Source organism: Desulfobacter curvatus DSM 3379 (genome assembly GCF_000373985.1).
GTDB lineage: Bacteria > Desulfobacterota > Desulfobacteria > Desulfobacterales > Desulfobacteraceae > Desulfobacter > Desulfobacter curvatus.
In genome coordinates this window covers 61703-79038 of record NZ_KB892924.1, presented here as the reverse complement: position 1 = coordinate 79038, position 17336 = coordinate 61703, and the positions used below count along the sequence as shown (strand labels likewise).

Below are 17336 nucleotides of genomic sequence, written 5' to 3'. Positions count from 1 at the left end.
TTCAAAATGTGTTTTTCATTTTGTTTCATATTGTTTTATTTTCGATTTTTTCTTTTCTCCTAAAATCATAACCATCTGTTTTCAAATAAAATACAAAACATGGCACACTCCTTGCTGATTGTGTTCCTGATTTTAATTAATAACGGCCATGGCCGACCTGATCTTTCACCGAGATTGGGCCAAACAAATCATGAAAGAAACGAATCGGTTAATTCAGTTCTTTCATATAACCTGAAACCTGGTTGAGCAGATTAGAGAACATGACCCTGATTGCCATCACATGCGGCATATACGCCTCCCCTCACCGATTCATCGACGCATTATCTGGCTTATATCAGTGTACTGTATATGAAGACCCGGTACTGGTTAAACAGACCGCCCAGGCCCATAACCTGAAAACAGACCTTCTTTTCAGGTCCATCCAGTGTAGACAAATCCCGTTTGACAATTTTACCCACGACAGAAAAAAATGCCTGGCCGCACTGAAGGTACAGATATCCCAAAATATCTTAAACGGCCCCTGCCTTTTTTCAGGTGTATTATCCCACCTGATTCCCGCATCTGTTTCCGGCATTTACAGAATCATGTCGGCAACCCCCATGCGGATCCGCAGGCAAAGGGCCATGAGCCTATACCAATTGTCCAACCAGGCCGCCGCCACTGCCATCGCCCGATCCGACCAAAGGGACCAACGATTTGCGGCCCAGCTAAACTTAGACTCCCTGTGGGATTCTGCGCGGCACGATATGGTTCTGGAATGGAGCAAAATTGATGCGGCGACACATGACATAACCCGGGAAGCAGTCAGCCAGACCCTTGAAAAAATACGACCTGATATCGAAAGTTCAATGGAAAATGCCAATAAAAACATGCATGCTGTTGATTTTAACATCAGTTCCAGGGTTGAGGCAGCTTTAGCCGGCCTTGGACACCACCTGATTGTTGAATCGGATTCCGGCCATGTGATGGTTACACTGGACAGAAAAGTGATGAATCTTGCCCGGGCCCAAAAGGAGATTGTGGATATTGCCCGGGCAGTACCCGGCGTGGAATCAGTTAAAACGAAGATAGGCCCGAATTTCTATAAGGGCGGTATCGTGCGCAATTTAAATTTGACTGCCCCATTTAAACGGAAAACCTAAATAAAACACCCTTGATCAAACAAAACGTTGAAAAATGAAACAAATACCAATAATAAACTAAATCTAAATGAAACAATGATTCATTAACCCAAAGGAGAGAGGGACCCAAATGACAACTGGAAGCACAGATGCAGCAAAAACACAACTGGACTGGAAAAGAATCCTATTTATTCTAATCGGCCTGACCCTGTTCGCTATCGTCAATTTTTCTCCGGCATGGCCCGACGCTGTGGATCCAACCGGAAAACATTTTATATTGAGCGCCCAAGGTAAAGGTGCGCTTGCCATCTTTCTTCTGGCCGGCACCTGGTGGGTGTTTGAAGTGGTGCCCATCGGCGTGACCAGTCTTGCATTGGGCGCGTTGCAGGTTCTTTTTGCGGTCCGTACAGCCAAAGAAGCCTTGAAGGACTTCATGACCCCTTCTGTTTTGTTTATTTTCGGATCCCTTGTCATCGGTATGGTGTTCACAAAAACGGGTTTGACCAAACGCCTGGCCTACAAGATGCTGGCCATTGTGGGGGAAAAAACAAGTATGATTTACCTGGGCTGTTTTGTGGTCACCGCACTATTGACCCATATTATGGCCCATACTGCTGTGGCAGCCACCATGTTTCCACTCTTGATGACCATTTATGGGATGTATACAGATGAGCCCGGCCCCACCAAATTCGGCAAGGGACTGTTCATCGGCATGGCATTTGTGGCAGGTGCCGGCTCCATTATCACGCTGTTGGGTGCCGCCCGGGGTGCAGTTGCCATTGGTTTTTTCAAGGACATCGTTGGACGGGAGGTCTCATTTTTCGAGTTGACCTATTACATGTTTCCTGTGGGCTGGGGTGTAACTTTTCTTCTCTGGGGCTTTTTCATGATTGTGTGCAAGCCTGAGAAAAAAACCATTCCCGGCATTAAAGAAAAAGCAAAAATGCTGGAAAAGGCCATGGGCGGCATCACAAAGCAGGAAATCCTGGCAGCAACCATCATTTTTACCGCCATCGCCATCATGTCTGCAAAACAGTTTATCCCTGCCATATCCAAACTGGATAAAAATGCAATCATGCTTGTGGCAACGGTTTTATTCTTTATATTCAATATTCTTGACATCAAAGATCTTGAAACGATTCCCTGGAATATCATCCTTCTGTTTGGCGGTGCCATGAGTATCGGTTTCTGCCTGTGGGAAACAGGGGCGGCAGAATGGCTTGCCATCAACTGGCTGACCATGTTCCAGAAAGCCAACTACTTTGTGTTCATTTTAAGCATTGCATTTTTTGTCATGATCATGACCAACTTCATCATGAACGTGGCAGCCATTGCCATATCCCTGCCCGTGGCATTGGTTATTGCTCCCTATCTGCATGTGGCACCTGAAGTGATCCTGTTTGCTTCCCTTGTCACTGCGGGCATGCCGTTCCTTTTACTGGTGGGGGCAGCCCCCAACGCCATTGCCTACGACTCCAAACAGTTTACCACGGGTGAATTTTTCATGTACGGCATTCCGGCTTCTATCATCCTCATGGTGGTTGTCGCATTGTCCATATTCATGTGGAAACTCATGGGGATGCCCATCACAACAATGTAGAAAAGCAATTATTATAGTCTGAAAAAACAATTCAACGCCCCGGTTCATTTTCCCTGATGAGCTGGGGCGTTACCGTTACCAGAGCTACCCATATTGACAGCCACCCGCCAAATATAGTAAAAAACGCCCCAATGATAAGCCATTCCATATTCGTGATATTGAACCAGGAGTTTTCATTTGAAAATAGTGATAATCGGTGCCGGGGGCGTAGGGTATAACATTGCCGGCCGGTTGGCCCTTGAAAGCAAGAATGTCGTGGTGGTTGATGTGAACGCACATGCCACCAGAAAAATTGCTGAAGACCTGGATGTCAAGGTCGTAACAGGATCAGGCAGCAACCCTGATACCCTTCGGGAGGCGGGGATTTTGGGAGCGGATATCCTTTTGGCCGTCACAGACAGTGATGAAATCAATATTGTATCCTGCCTGATTGCCAACCAGATCTCGCCGATGACCAGAAAATTGGTTCGCCTGCGCAATGAAGGATTTATACCTTTCCATACCAGCTTAAAAAACGATCCACCGCACATTAACAACATCATCAACCCCGAAGCCGAGGTTGTCAAAACCATTAAAAAACTGATGACTATTCCCGGTGCCGTGGACAAGGGGGAATTTGTTAACGGCCGAGTCAAATATGTGGGTATGCGGCTTTCTGAAACATCTCCCATCGCAGGGATGGAACTGGCTGATTTTCATCATGTTTTTGGTCATGAACGGCCTCTGATTGCCGCCATAATCCAAAACAATAAAGTCATTGTGCCCAGGGGCAAAGATAAACCCATGGCAGGGGATCTGATCTATTTTGTATGCGACACCAAAAAGCTTGAAAAGACCCTGGGCTTTCTGGGGATTACGGTCAGGCCGGTTAAAAAGGTGCTTATCGTAGGCGGCGGTCGCATCGGCGCCCAACTGAGCCGCTCCCTTGAGAAAGACGATATTCAGGTTAAGATCATTGAGTCCAACATGGAGCGGTGCAATGACCTGTCCATGCAAATGGGAAAAACCGTGGTGCTCCATGGTGACGGTGGAGACCAAAAGCTGTTCATGGAAGAAAATATCAGTCAAATGGATGCGGTGGTCTCGGTGACCAATGACGATGAAACCAATATTCTTGTATCCCTTTTGGCAAAGAATATGGGTGTGGACAACACCATCACCCGCATCAGTAAGGCAAGCTATTATCCTTTATTGTCCACCATCGGCATTGAAAAAGTGGTCAGTCCCAGGGTATCGGCTGTTTCCTCAATCCTGCAGGATATACGCCAGGGCAATGTGATTTCGGACATCTCCATTTTCGGTGAACAGGGAGAATTTATTGAAGCGGTTGCACTGGCAGCCTCGCCCATCACCAAAGGACCTATCAGAGAAATTTCTTTTCCTAAAGGCACCCTGCTTGTCTGTATCATCCGCCAGGACGAAATTATTATCCCCATGGGTGACAACCAGGTACAGGCCGGTGACCGAATCATTCTATTTGCGATCCAGGCGGCAGTAAAAAAACTTGAAAAAATGCTCACTGTAAAGCTCGGTTTTTTCTAATGCGCTGGCCATTTATCATACGGATCATCGGCGTCCTTCTTTTTGTACTCGGCCTTTCCATGATACTGCCTCTGGGCTGCAGCCTGTTTTTCAAGGACGGGGCCCATCAAGGCCACCTTATGGCCATGGCGGTGACCACAATTATGGGTGCGGCAATGATTTTCATTTCAAAAAAAGCCGGGAGCCATGACTATATTAACCAGAGAGAAGGCATTGCCGTTGTGGCATTAGGATGGCTTGGCATTGGCCTTTTCGGTGCCCTGCCCTTTTTTCTGGCCCCGGATTTTTCCAACTTTACCGATGCTTTTTTTGAGTCTGTGTCCGGATTCACCACCACAGGCTCCTCGGTGATGAGCAACATTGAAGGGGCATCCCCAAGTCTTTTGTTCTGGCGAAGCCTGATCCAGTGGCTGGGTGGCATGGGCATCATCGTTCTCTCCCTGGCTATCTTACCTTTTTTAGGGGTAGGCGGCATTCAGCTATATAAAGCAGAGGTGCCAAGTCCGGTACCCGACAAACTGACCCCCCGGTTATCAGATTCCGCCAAGATTCTTTGGATTGTGTACGCAGGTATGACGTTTCTACTCATCCTTTTCCTTTATTTTGGGGGAATGACTTTATTTGAATCGATCTGCCACGCCCTGACCACACTGCCCACCGGCGGCTTTTCACCTAAGAATCTCTCTATCGCCCACTATGATTCTGCCTATTTTGATTATATAATTACCTTCTTTATGCTGCTTGCGGGTATCAATTTCTCTCTGCACTACCAGATATTGCGGGGCAATGGTCTTGCGTTCTGGAAAGACGCTGAATGCCGATTCTTTTTGTGCGCGGTGCTTGTGGGCACCCTGATCATCACACTGGACACCTGGGGGGGGGTGTATGACAGCTTCTCCAGAGCCTTCAGGTTTGCCATATTCCAGGTGGTTTCCATTGTGACCACCACAGGCTATGCCACGGCTGACTATGAATTATTTCCGGGCTTATCCCAGGTGCTTTTATTTTTTGGTATGTTCATGGGTGCCAGTGCAGGCTCCACGGGCGGCGGAATGAAGTGCGCCAGAATTATGGTCTGTATTAAATACTGCTACCGGGAACTGTTCAAGCTGATTCATCCTCGAAGCGTCAGCCACATCAAACTGAACAACACCCTGATTCCCGAAGAGCTGCTGCGCTCCATCCTGGGTTTTATCGCCTTATATATCCTGATTTTTGTCATGGCCACGGCGCTTCTATCTTCACTGGGTGTGGATCTGTTGACCTCGTTAGGCGCTGTGGCCTCGTGTATCGGCAACATCGGACCGGGTTTCGGCACAGTGGGGCCGGCGGAAAACTTTGCACACCTGCCCCAGGCAGGCAAATGGCTTCTGTCCTGGTGCATGCTGGCAGGACGGTTGGAAATTTATACTGTCATCATACTTCTGGTTCCCGAATTCTGGAAACAATAGTTGCAAGATATACCTGTGGTTAAAATTTGCCAAATTTTTGTTCAAACACTACAGAGCGTGACCCGGGTATCGTAATATGGCGTCCCGTTCCCCACTGTGCTGACCATTTCGGCTGTGAGCCGGTTCAACCCATGGCCGGCTTTAATCCACCCGCCACGTTCGGTGATCAAGCAGTCCCGCCTTGTTGATGCATCGGTGCAAAGCAAGGCTTTCACGCTACCTATGTGACTTTTAACCATTACGGGTTGCCCATCCGTAAGGCCTAATTTTTCAGCTTCAGCAGGGTGCAGGCGTACCTTGGGCAATGGCGGATGATCTGCAAGGGTTCGCTCGGAACAGATATAATCGAAAGGAGCGACACTCAACAGGGCATACGGATAATTTTCATCATCGTTTTTGAGGAGATCCCCATCGAATTGGGTCATGAATTCGAATTTCCCCGAAGGGGTGGGAAAAACCTTATCAAAATAAGGCGCCATGGGTTCCGGGATTCGAAAGGGGGTGTGTCTCAGTTCACCCAAGTCGCCGCCCCAGGCTTTGACCGGCGCACAGATTTCGGCCAACCACCGATCGGCGCCTTTGCAGTACTGGTCTTTAAAGGAAAATCGTTTGGCAAGTTCCGTGAACATCTGAAATTCGCTTCGGCAGTCTCCCACAGGCTTGATGGCCGGGTTGACCGGGCCCACATAGTTGTGGCCGAAACTTGCCATTACATCGTATTCTTCAAGAAAGGTGGTGGCCGGCAGGAACACATCCGCCAGTTCTGCGGTGTCATCCAAAAAGTGGCCGCTGTAAACCACCAACTCCATGCGCTTCAATGCCTCGGCCACCAGTTCGGAATTCGGGGCCATACAGACCGGATTGGCCGCCGTTACGTAGACCATGCGAATCGGCGGATTTTCTGCGTTTAAAAGTTCTTGCCCCACATAGGGCATCAAAAGCGTCCGGCGCTTGGGATTAAGGTAGTCTCCCCAGCATTTCGGATCATAGGGGCCGTATTCCTCAAATCCCTGGCTAACCCCTCCGCCTTCCACACCTATATTTCCTGAAATAGCCCCTAACGCATCAATAGCGCGGATGGTGAAATGGGCGTCTTTATGGCGGTGAAGCCCCCAGCCCAAAAGAATCGACGTGGGTTTGAAGGTAATCAATGTATCTGCGATGTACTCAACATCTTCTTTGGATACACCGGCACGGCAACACAGCTCATCTATGCTGTAACCATCGAGAATCGCTTTGTATGCATCATAACCTGCACTATGATTCGAAAGGAAATCAATGTCATGGGCACCCCGGTCGATCAAAATTTTTGCGGCGGCCATGGCCAGATATGCATCCATATTCGGGGCCGGGGCAATATGCACATCGGAAAGGGCGGCACTCCGGTTGCGGAAGGGATCAATGGTAATGATCCGGCCGCCCTTTTTCTTTATATCGTTGATGATGGGAACCAGTCCGATCTGTGTGGTTGCAGGATTCCTGGCCCAGAGAATCATGGCCTTGGAGTTGTAATGGTCCAGGGGGTCATGGGAAATACGGTTGCCCAAGTCCAGGTTCTGGGATGCCTGGCCGGTGCCTCCGCACAGTGACCCATGCAGGGTAGTGACACCTCCGAACAAATTGAAGAAATACTTGTTGAGCAGTTTAAGCGCGGTTCGTTCACCATACCCTTGATAGTAGAGAATTGCTTCGGGTCCATCATCATCACGGATTGTTTTCATTTTTTCGGCGATGACATCCAAGGCCTCATCCCAGGAGATCTCCCGCCAGCCTGACGCGCCACGCCTCATGGGTTTTGTGATCCGTTCCTTGCTGTAAATCCTATCTATGTATTTTGATGTCTTGTGACAGGCCAGCCCCCGGGTAAGCGGATGATTTTTTGATCCTGTCAGACGAACCAAACGGCCATCTTCGACCGTGGCTTCAAGCCCGCAGGTGTTAGGGCAATCCCGGGTGCAGGTGGTGATGATTTTTTTGATGTCGCTCATATTAACGCCTTTGCTGTGTTGAACAAATGACAGTGAACATCCGGTCTGCGCATGTTGTTCTCCTTTTAGAATGGGTTGTAAAACAATATTGAATGCAAGGCAAGTTGTTAATAACCGTCTCAAATATTGTCACTGGATGGTTTCTATGGTATGGGTTTCTTTGTTTTAAACTGTTTTAAACTGTTTTATCATCAAGGATTGTAAATTGAATTACAGACATGCCCCTTAAAGGGCAAAACCCTGGATTTTCGCTTATAATTAGGGAAATCCTGAAAATAACAATTTCAAAGACAGGATGAAAAATGAGCCAGTTACAGCAACTCAGCGACCGAATTATCAGCCGTGTAAACGTTAATTTAGAAGAGTTCGCGTTTGACACAGAGCCCTTTGTCAACCATGCGCTTGATCATGAGAACATGCTCAAATTCTACGCTTTTTACGGCATTACCTCCCGCCATCCCATTTATTTTCATTTTAAAAACTCCAATATCGCAGGCAGTTATTTTTTAGGGAAATGCCATGTGGGACGGTCCGCCATTTATAAAAGCGATGTCAGGGGAGATGAACTTAAAAGAAGGGGCGACTGCATAAAATCAGCCAAAAATATTCCCCTGGTTGAGGATGAAATGATTTCCATTCTGGACAGCCTGCTTTATAAAACCCTGGTCCACAGCAATTCCCACAACCCTGAAAGTCCCGAAGAGTTTATTATCCGAAACACCATTTCCGGTCATTACGCCAACATCCACGGCTCTACCTTGGAAGGCTGTTTTATAGGCCCCTTTGCCACCGTGGATCTAATGAACCTGCATTCGTGTATCGTGGGAGAGTTTTCCTATGTTCAGGTTGGCGAACTTTTTCATCGGAAAATTGATCCCGGAACCGTCTGGATCAAGAGCCCCCATTTTGAATTTAAATACAAGTTTAAAAACAGCATCCTCGACAATTTTGTAGGGGTGAGTGACTCCCACCAGCCCCGGGGGGTGATTTACGATTTTGTCAGATCGAGGGATCAGGAATTCGAACGGTTGTTTGAGGTCATGCACTTAGAACCCTTTGAAGCCCCGGACAGTTCTGCGATCAACCGGTATGCTTTGATCAAGGGAAAAACCCGTATTGGTAAAAACGTCCTGGTAGCCCAGAGATCCTTTCTTCAAAATGCAACCATGGGAGATGGGTCTAATGCACAGGAAAATTCCTATATTATTGATTCCGTCCTGGAAGGCAATTGCATTACAGCCCATGGCGGCAAAATTATCCATGCCGATATCGGCCAGGAATGTTTTGTGGGGTTCAACTCCTTTTTAAAAGGTAAACCCAACGAACGAATTAAGATCGGTGAAGGCTGTATTGTCATGCCCCACACCATCATCAACCCAAGTATGCCAATACAGATTCCTAACGAGCATTTGGTATGGGGATATATCCAATCCCAGGAAGACCTTGCCACCCATACCATATCTTTGGATGAGTTAGCCGAAGTCCGGGAGACCCTGACCATCGGGAAAATGACCTTTTCAGGAAAAGGTTCCGTGTTCATCGGATCATTCAAAGATCGGTTAAGAAAAATCCTTTCGGACAACGGGGCATTATTTAAAAACGGACAAAACAGAGGACACGCACAGGATGACCAAAACATCTCCTTTAATATTATTCAGCCCTACCGGACAGGCGAACGAAAGGGATTGTACCCATCCATAAGAATAAAGCCTTAAAGGCGTCGCAAAAAACCACATATACAAAATATCTAAGGGCTATGGAGACAAATAAGATTTCCATAGCCCTAAAAACAATCATAAGGACTTGTTGCTTATGGACCACGCCTCGGAAAAAAGAAGTGTTCGAAGATATATATATAAGTTGCCGATGAATCTTTACCGTATGGATTATCAAAATAAGCACAATAGCTATTATGCAGAGATGAATGATTATTGTGATAACGGCCTGTCTCTGATGACCAATGAAAAATTAGTTCTAGGGGAATTAATCTATCTTGAGCTGAAAAATTGTGACCCCAATATACAACCCCATATCAAGGAGAAAAATTACAGAGGTATCATCAGATGGGGAAAACGATATCAATCAGCCGATGCGGGTGCTAACGGTCTTTACAAATATGGAATTGAATTCTCAGCATGACCTATCTAAAAAAAATGGAGATGATCATATTTCATTCTGCTACAATTTTCTTGACAAACCCAAAAAACAGTATGTACATACCAGGGACTTTTTTAGGCAGGAAATTTGACGATAGGAATTTACAAATCGATAGAAAATAAATTGGGGAAGGTATGTGTCAATTTTTTAATTCCACATTAATCATTCTGCTCGGCGGTGTTTTATCCCTTATTTTGGCCCAGCATAAGACATTATCAAGAGGTATTGCCGTGTTATTGTTAAGCGGGGGATCTCTTTTAGGGCTGATTGATGCCGCAGGCAAGCTCTTAAATCCAGGCGAGGCTTGGGCCTCTTTCAAGTATTTGGATCTGTTTTCACTCTCCTTTCATGTTGACGGCCTTTCCGCCTTTTTCCTGACCGCCATCTTTGCCGTCTCCCTGATGGCAGCCATTTACAGCTTCCATTACATGGAAAATGACGATGCCGGCATTAAAACCGGAGTAAATTACTTTTTTTTCAGTATCCTGATCGCATCCATGGCCCTGGTGGTGACTGCTGCTAATATCCTGACCTTTATGCTTTCATGGGAATTTATGTCCCTGTCCTCCTTTTTTCTGGTGATTTACGGCCATGAATCGAGGGAAAACAGAAAGGCCGGCTACCTTTACTTTGTCTTTACCCATATAGGCGCCATGTTTGTTCTTGCCGCATTTGGGCTGATTTACGGCCATACCGGAAGCTTTGACTTTGCCTCCATGGCCGATATACCCGAAGCAGTAAAAATATTGATCTTTGTGTTTGCCTTTATCGGATTCGGCTCCAAAGCCGGTGTGTTTCCTTTTCATGTCTGGCTGCCCCATGCCCATCCTGCCGCCCCCAGCCATATCTCAGCGGTGATGTCCGGGGTGATGATCAAGACGGGCATCTACGGGATACTGCGAATCTACGCAATCTTAAATTTTCACACCCCTGTTTTCGGGTATATCACCTTGATTGCCGGCGTGGTCTCCGGGATTCTGGGGGTGGTTTATGCCCTGGGCCAACACGATATCAAGCGGCTTTTAGCCTATCACAGTGTGGAGAATATCGGAATCATTCTCATCGGTTTAGGCATCGGGATGATTGGGGCAGCAACGGGCAATCCCTTGGTCGCTGTCCTTGGATTTGCCGGCGGTATTCTGCACGTTCTCAACCACTCCATATTTAAATCCCTGCTGTTCATGGGAGCCGGCATGGTGCTGCACCAGACCGGCACCCGGTCCATTGACGCATTAGGCGGACTGCTTAAGGGTATGAAAATTACCGGCACCACATTTATCATTGCATCTCTGGCCATTTGCGGCCTGCCGCCCTTTAATGGATTTGTCAGTGAATTCTTCATCTATATGGGCAGTTTCAAAGCCATCCCTGTTGGGTCTGTCAGCTTTGCCATGAGTGTGTTTGCAATTATCAGCCTGGCCGTTATCGGCGGGCTGGCCCTGGCCTGTTTTACTAAGGTGGTGGGGGTGGTTTTCCAGGGAGAACCCCGGACCCAAGCCGCAGAAAATGCCAAAGAACACGGCGTGGCCATGATGATTCCCATGGGGATACTCGCCGCAGCCTGCATGATCATCGGCGTATACCCCAAGGTGTTCATCAATATGGCTTTAAAGGCCGTGCAGGCATTAGGCCTTGACTACGGCCAGGTTCCCGTTGAACCCTTTGGTCAAATCACCGGCAACATCACCTTTGCGGCCCTGCTGTTCTTTGTCCTGGTCCTGATTATCATGGGCATCCGGTCAATTTACTACAAGAATAAAACCGTCACAGCATCCGGAACATGGGGCTGCGGCTTTACCCAACCAACGGTTAAGATGCAGTATACGGGCTCTTCTTATGCGGGGTCCATTCTGGAGTTTTTCAGTGCTGCGGCGCCGCTTACCGAGGATCATCCGCCCATCAAAGGACGGTTCCCGTTAAAGACCCATTACCACAGCCATGTCAACGACATTGCAGAGCTTCACATGATCAATGCGGTTGTCCGTCCTGTTCTCTACCTGTTCGACAAACTTCGGTGGATGCAGCACGGGGATATTCATCTGTATATCGGATATATTTTGCTGGCAATTATATTGCTGTTGTTCTTCATATGAAAACAGCCGGCAGCTAAAGGCTAATCGTTAAGGACTATTTCATGATTCAATCCATTTTACTCTGGCTTGCAGCCATTCTGGCAGCACCGTTTTTCTCGGGCCTGATCCTAAAAATCAAGGCATTTTTCGGGGGAAAAAAGGGACCACCCATTTTGATCAATTACTACACCCTGATCAAACTGCTTAAAAAGGGATCGGTTTACAGCAACAGCACCACCTTTGTGTTTAAACTGGGTCCGGTCATCTCCCTTGCCGCGTCAATTACGGTTCTCATGTTTCTGCCCATTGCGGGGTACAATCCTGTGTTCTCCTTTAACGGAGATGTGATTTTTGTCCTGTATATTCTGGGACTTGGCCGGTTCTTCACCATTGCGGCAGCCATGGATACGGCATCTCCCTTTGAAGGCATGGGCGCTGCCAGGGAAGCGTACTTCCCCATTATCTGCGAGGCAGCCATGTTCATGATCCTGATCTTTTTTTACCGGATTACAGGAGAGCTGCAATTGTCCGCGTACTTTGCCGGCAGCAACACCCAAAGTATGTGGGGTTCGGCAGGTGCACCGTTGGTGTTTATTGTGATCTCGTTTTTTATCATCCTTCTGACTGAAAATTCCAGGGTCCCGGTGGATGATCCGGCCACCCACCTTGAACTGACCATGATCCATGAAGTCATGGTCCTGGATCACAGCGGGCCGGATTTCGCGCTTATAGAACTTGGCTCTTTCTGCAAACTCATGTTCTATTCCACCATTATTTCAAAGATGATTCTTCCCTTTGAATCCGCTATTTTCGGATTTACGATAGTGATGTATCTGGCCGGCCTTCTGGCCGTCTACATTGCCGTGGGAATAACAGAGTCGGTGACTGCCAGGTACCGAATGGACAAGGTGCCCCAGTTTGTGCTGACATCCTTTGCCCTGGCCTTTTTTGCAACCATTATCACCTTGGAGTTTGTAAAATGATGTCCAATCCGGTTGATATAATTCTATCCTTTGTGCTGGTGTCGGTTTTGTTATCATTTGGCTCCGACCGGGTCCTGATGCTGATCAAACTGGTGGGGTTCCAGGGAGTCGTGATTTCCATTATTCCCTTTTTCATCGGTGATCATATGAGTACCGGCGGCACGATTTTTACCCTGACCACCCTGGTCATCCGGGGGATCATTATCCCTTTGAGCATCTTTGTGGCCATCCGAAAAGGAGCCATCCGAAGAGTGGTTGAACCCATTGTGGGGTATCACGCCTCCATTTTGTGTGGTTTGGCGGTGATTATCGGCGCCACCTATCTGTCCGGACGCCTGGCTATCGGTTCCGCGAGCGGATTTAAACTCATGGAGCCTACGGCCATTGCCCTTTTGGCAACGGGAATGTTTCTGCTCATGACCCGAAGAAACGCCATTGCCATGGTCATCGGCTATATCATGATGGAAAACGGGATTAACCTGGTCGGGTCGGGCTTGTCCGTGAGCACCCGCCATATTGTTGAATTCGGTATTTTGCTGGACGTTCTGGCCGGAGTTATGATCATGGCCGTGATCCTCCGAAATATAAAACAGACCTTTGACGACGTGGATACGGCGTTGCTCAGAACGTTAAAGGATTAGGGTATGGTTGAAATAGTATTTCTGACCCCTTTTGTTGCCGGTCTTGTAGCATTTTTCCTGCCAAAAAGTATTGGCCGGTTCCTGCTGGTGCTGACCGGAGCGGTTCACCTGACGCTTTCGTTTATGCTGTGGAGAGATAAGCCCCAGGCAGTTTTCGATCAATATTTTGCAGTGACACCCGAAGGCATGCTTTCCCTGCTGGTGATCTCCCTGCTCTTCTTTTTGATCTCCATTTACACCGTGGGCTTTCTCAAAGAAAGTCAGATACGGTCCGAGAGCCTTTTTACCGGTTCCATGCTGGTGTTCTTGGCCACCATGACCATGGTCACCCTGTCCGACCATATCATGGTCTTGTGGATCGCCATTGAGGCCACCACCCTGGCAAGCGCTCCCCTGATTAACACCCATCGCTCCGCTGCCTCCCTTGAGGCAACCTGGAAATATGTGGTCATCTGTTCGGTGGGCATTGCCATGGCCCTTTTGGGGTCTGTTCTGGTGGCCTTTTCCATGGGCCAGGGAAATGCAGACATGCCGACCTCTTTTTCCGCCCTGGCCGGGGCGGCCAAGACCCTGGATCCCTTGTGGCTCAAGGCCGGATTCGTCTTTATCCTGGTGGGATACGGTACAAAAATGGGGCTTGCACCCATGCACACCTGGCTGCCCGATGCCCACAGTGAGGCCCCAAGTCCTGCATCGGCTCTCTTGTCAGGGGTCCTGCTCAACTGCGCTTATCTGGGAATTTTTAAAACCAATAAGATTATGGTGGCCGCAGGGCTCCAGGACTTTTCCGGCGGGATTCTCATGGTGTTCGGCCTGCTGTCCATTCTGGCCGCAGCCACCTTCATCCTCAAACAGAACGAATACAAACGAATGCTGGCTTATTCCAGTATTGAAAATATGGGCATCATTGCATTCGGGACCGGTGTGGGTGGCTTGGGGGTATACGGTGCGGTCATTTGTATGCTCCACCACAGCCTGATCAAGTCCTCTTTATTTCTCTCCTCGGGCAACATTCTGTTGGGATATGGGGACCGGCTGATCAAAAATACCGGGAACCTGGTCAAGGGAATGCCCCGGACCTTTGTGGCCTTTTTTGCGGGATTTGCCGGAATTGCAGGATTCCCTCCCTTTGGTATTTTCATCGGGGAATTCTGCATTGTGGTCGCAGCATTTAAGGCCGGATTCCATGTTGCCGTCACCGTTTTTATCCTGAGCCTGTGCGTCATTTTTGCAGGCTTTGCCAACCAGGTCATGAAAATCAGCTTTGATGAAACGGACACCGTTATCAAAATGAAAGAAACCATCAGCATGGTCTGGCCCCAGTATCTGTTACTTTTAACCTCATTGGTCTTGTGTTTCTTTATTCCGGATTCATTGAATCAAACCATATCCGATGCGATAACAGCTATTGGCGGAGGACTTAGATGAGCAACGCTTTTTTACAGATTTCAAACGCCCAGAAAGTCTCCCGGGATGCCATTCCCCATCTTTCTTTTGATGAATTCCGAAGCCAGGCCCTGGACATGGTGACCAACGGAGGAAAAGTTGTCCACTATTTTGCCTACCCGGACAAGGATCGTTTAAAATTTTTGGCAGTATTGCGGACCGACAAACTTTTTGTGGCCGGCTGTGATGTACCGGACCCCTATCCGTCATTCACCAGAATCTGCGAACCCTTTCACCTGTTTGAGCGGGAAATGGCAGAGCAGTTTGGTATCCGCCCCCAGGGCCATCCCTGGCTGAAAATGGTCCGATACCATCCCAATTACGCCGACGGGGCAGCGGATGTGTTCGGCAATGACTATTCCCAGGACATCCCTGGAAATTATAAGTATTACCAGGTAGAGGGCGAGGAAATCCATGAGGTGGCTGTGGGACCGGTCCATGCCGGGGTAATCGAACCGGGCCATTTCAGGTTCAACTGTATCGGAGAGCGGGTCCTGCACCTGGAAATCCAACTGGGATACCAGCACCGGGGCATTGAAAAACAGCTTCTGGAAGTTCCGGCCAAACGGCTTCCCATCCTTGCTGAAAACATTGCAGGCGATACGACCATCGGCCACAGCCTGTGCATGGCCCAGAACCTGGAGGCACTGACCGGAGTTGAACCGGATCAGGGAGCCCGGGTCATCCGGACCATTGCTCTGGAACTGGAACGTCTGGCCAACCACATCGGTGATCTCGGGGCGCTTAGCGGTGATGTTGCCTTTCTACCGCCGGCCAACTATTTTGGCAGGATCAGAGGAGATTTCCTTAACCTCTCCCTCTTGATTTGCGGTAACCGATTCGGCAAGGGCCTGGTCCGGCCCGGAGGGGTCCGGTTTTCCCTGGCCAATGATGTCAGAAAAGTGCTCAACGAACGCCTGGCAGAGCTTCGGCCCGAAGTGACACATGTATTGGAACTTCTCTTCAACGCCGTCACCGTCCGGGCCCGGTTTGAGAGATGCGGGGCAGTGAGCCATGAAGATGCCGATCATCTCGGGCTGGTGGGCCCGGCCGGCCGGGCCAGCGGAATGGCCTACGACGTAAGACGGTGTTTCCCAACGGAACACTACCCGCACATCGGCATACAAAAAAATAAAAAAGCCACGGGTGACGTATATGCCAGGGCCCGGGTCAGGTATGACGAGATCCTTCAATCCCTTCAAATTGTTGAATCCCTGGCCGCCATCCCCGTGGAAACCCAGTGTGTAAACGAAGGGATAGCTGATGACTTGCCGGCTTCAAGTTTTTCCGTGGCCCTGAACGAGGCTTGGCGGGGGGAAGTCAGCCATGCCGTCCTGACCGATGAAAATGGAAAAATCCTAAGGTACAAAATCAAGGATCCTTCCTTTCACAACTGGAACGGGCTGGCCATGGCGCTTAGAGATACCGGGATATCGGACTTTCCCTTGAACAACAAGAGTTTTAACCTATCCTATTGCGGATTTGATCTTTAGAAAAGCGGAGAACATCATATGCTCAGTGTACTCAAAAACAGATTCGAACAAGGTTACCGGACCAACCGGTATCCCGAAGAAAAGGTCAAGGTATTTCCCCGCTACAGAGGCAGACCCGTTATCCAGGATAATATTTCGAAGGAAACCCTTGAAACCTGTGCCGCATCCTGCCCCCAGGACGCCATAGATGTGCAGATTCAAAAGATTGACATGGGCCGGTGCGTATTTTGCGGGACTTGCGAAAACAACTCCAACGGACTGATCCAGTTCACCAATGATTATGAAATTGCCACGTCCGAACGAGCAGATCTGATAACCTCAGGCGATCTTCCGGCCCTGGCCGAGCACAGTAAGCAACATTTTAAAAAACTGTTCGGTCGCTCCCTGCAACTGCGCCAGGTGTCGGCAGCCGGATGTAATGCCTGTGAAGCTGACCTTAATGTTTTGGCCACGCCATTTTTTGACCTGGCCAGGTTTGGTATCAATTTTGTGGCGTCTCCCCGTCATGCCGACGGGATTGTGGTGACAGGTCCCATATCCAAAAACATGAAAACTGCCCTGCTTCAAACCTATGAGGCCACGCCGGCTCCCAAGGTTGTCATTGCCGTGGGCTCCTGCACCATCAGCGGCGGTCCGTTCACCGGAAGCCCGGAAATAACCGAAGGCCTGGACAAAATCCTGCCGGTGGACCTGTTTATCCCGGGATGCCCGCCCCATCCCATGACCAACCTTCACGCACTGCTTTCTTTTTTTAAATAATTGGGAGGAATAGATCGAATATAGCCATAGCACCATGGTATGCATTATCAGTTATGTTAAATGATATATGTCACACTAAAAAT

The 17336-nt window shown here is 48.6% G+C and carries 13 protein-coding genes; 12 read left to right on the top strand and 1 reads right to left on the bottom strand.

Annotation, left to right across the window (positions count from 1 at the left end; all coding sequences use genetic code 11):
* Positions 1-242 precede the first annotated feature (242 nt).
* From B147_RS0103760 to B147_RS0103745, 4 genes are all read left to right on the top strand, one after another.
* The gene (locus B147_RS0103760; RefSeq protein WP_245568917.1) at positions 243-1142 is read left to right on the top strand and encodes a BON domain-containing protein; all 900 of its coding nucleotides are present in this window, start codon (positions 243-245) and stop codon (positions 1140-1142) included.
* A 109-nt stretch (positions 1143-1251) separates the two neighbouring features.
* Positions 1252-2721, top strand: a complete 1470-nt coding sequence (locus tag B147_RS0103755; RefSeq protein WP_020585911.1) for an SLC13 family permease — start codon at positions 1252-1254, stop codon at positions 2719-2721.
* 177 nt (positions 2722-2898) lie between these two features.
* Positions 2899-4263: a Trk system potassium transporter TrkA gene (trkA, locus tag B147_RS0103750; protein ID WP_020585910.1), complete on the top strand. Its 1365-nt coding sequence runs from the start codon at positions 2899-2901 to the stop codon at positions 4261-4263.
* A complete protein-coding gene (locus B147_RS0103745; protein ID WP_020585909.1) occupies positions 4263-5714 on the top strand; it encodes a TrkH family potassium uptake protein in 1452 nt (483 codons plus the stop codon). The genes trkA and B147_RS0103745 overlap by 1 nt, the downstream gene beginning before the upstream one ends.
* A gap of 41 nt (positions 5715-5755) precedes the next feature.
* On the opposite strand, the gene B147_RS0103740 is transcribed toward B147_RS0103745, so the two are convergent.
* Entirely contained in the window at positions 5756-7702 is a 1947-nt protein-coding gene (locus B147_RS0103740; RefSeq protein WP_020585908.1) for a molybdopterin-containing oxidoreductase family protein, read from the bottom strand.
* A gap of 302 nt (positions 7703-8004) precedes the next feature.
* Between B147_RS0103740 and B147_RS0103735 the strand changes: the two genes are divergently transcribed.
* The 8 genes from B147_RS0103735 (at position 8005) to nuoB (ending at position 17253) form a co-directional block, all read left to right on the top strand.
* Positions 8005-9417 (top strand): transferase, encoded by a 1413-nt coding sequence (locus B147_RS0103735; RefSeq protein ID WP_020585907.1) that lies wholly within the window; start codon positions 8005-8007, stop codon positions 9415-9417.
* A gap of 97 nt (positions 9418-9514) precedes the next feature.
* Positions 9515-9841 carry a hypothetical protein gene (locus tag B147_RS0103730; protein ID WP_020585906.1) on the top strand — a complete coding sequence of 109 codons (327 nt, stop codon included), beginning with the start codon at positions 9515-9517 and terminating at the stop codon, positions 9839-9841.
* A gap of 152 nt (positions 9842-9993) precedes the next feature.
* Positions 9994-11952, top strand: coding sequence for a proton-conducting transporter transmembrane domain-containing protein (locus B147_RS0103720; protein WP_020585904.1), 1959 nt, complete (start codon positions 9994-9996; stop codon positions 11950-11952).
* Between the two features lie 41 nt (positions 11953-11993).
* A complete protein-coding gene (locus tag B147_RS0103715; RefSeq protein WP_020585903.1) occupies positions 11994-12914 on the top strand; it encodes a respiratory chain complex I subunit 1 family protein in 921 nt (306 codons plus the stop codon).
* Complete coding sequence (locus B147_RS0103710) at positions 12911-13555, top strand: NADH-quinone oxidoreductase subunit K (protein WP_020585902.1); 645 nt, start codon at positions 12911-12913, stop codon at positions 13553-13555. The genes B147_RS0103715 and B147_RS0103710 overlap by 4 nt, the downstream gene beginning before the upstream one ends.
* Before the next feature lie 3 nt (positions 13556-13558).
* A complete protein-coding gene (locus tag B147_RS0103705; RefSeq protein WP_020585901.1) occupies positions 13559-14983 on the top strand; it encodes a proton-conducting transporter transmembrane domain-containing protein in 1425 nt (474 codons plus the stop codon).
* On the top strand, positions 14980-16494 hold the full coding sequence (locus B147_RS0103700) for a hydrogenase large subunit (RefSeq protein ID WP_020585900.1): 1515 nt from the start codon (positions 14980-14982) through the stop codon (positions 16492-16494). Before B147_RS0103705 ends, B147_RS0103700 begins: the two co-directional genes overlap by 4 nt.
* 18 nt (positions 16495-16512) lie before the next feature.
* The gene (gene nuoB, locus B147_RS0103695; protein ID WP_020585899.1) at positions 16513-17253 is read left to right on the top strand and encodes an NADH-quinone oxidoreductase subunit NuoB; all 741 of its coding nucleotides are present in this window, start codon (positions 16513-16515) and stop codon (positions 17251-17253) included.
* Positions 17254-17336: the final 83 nt, after the last annotated feature.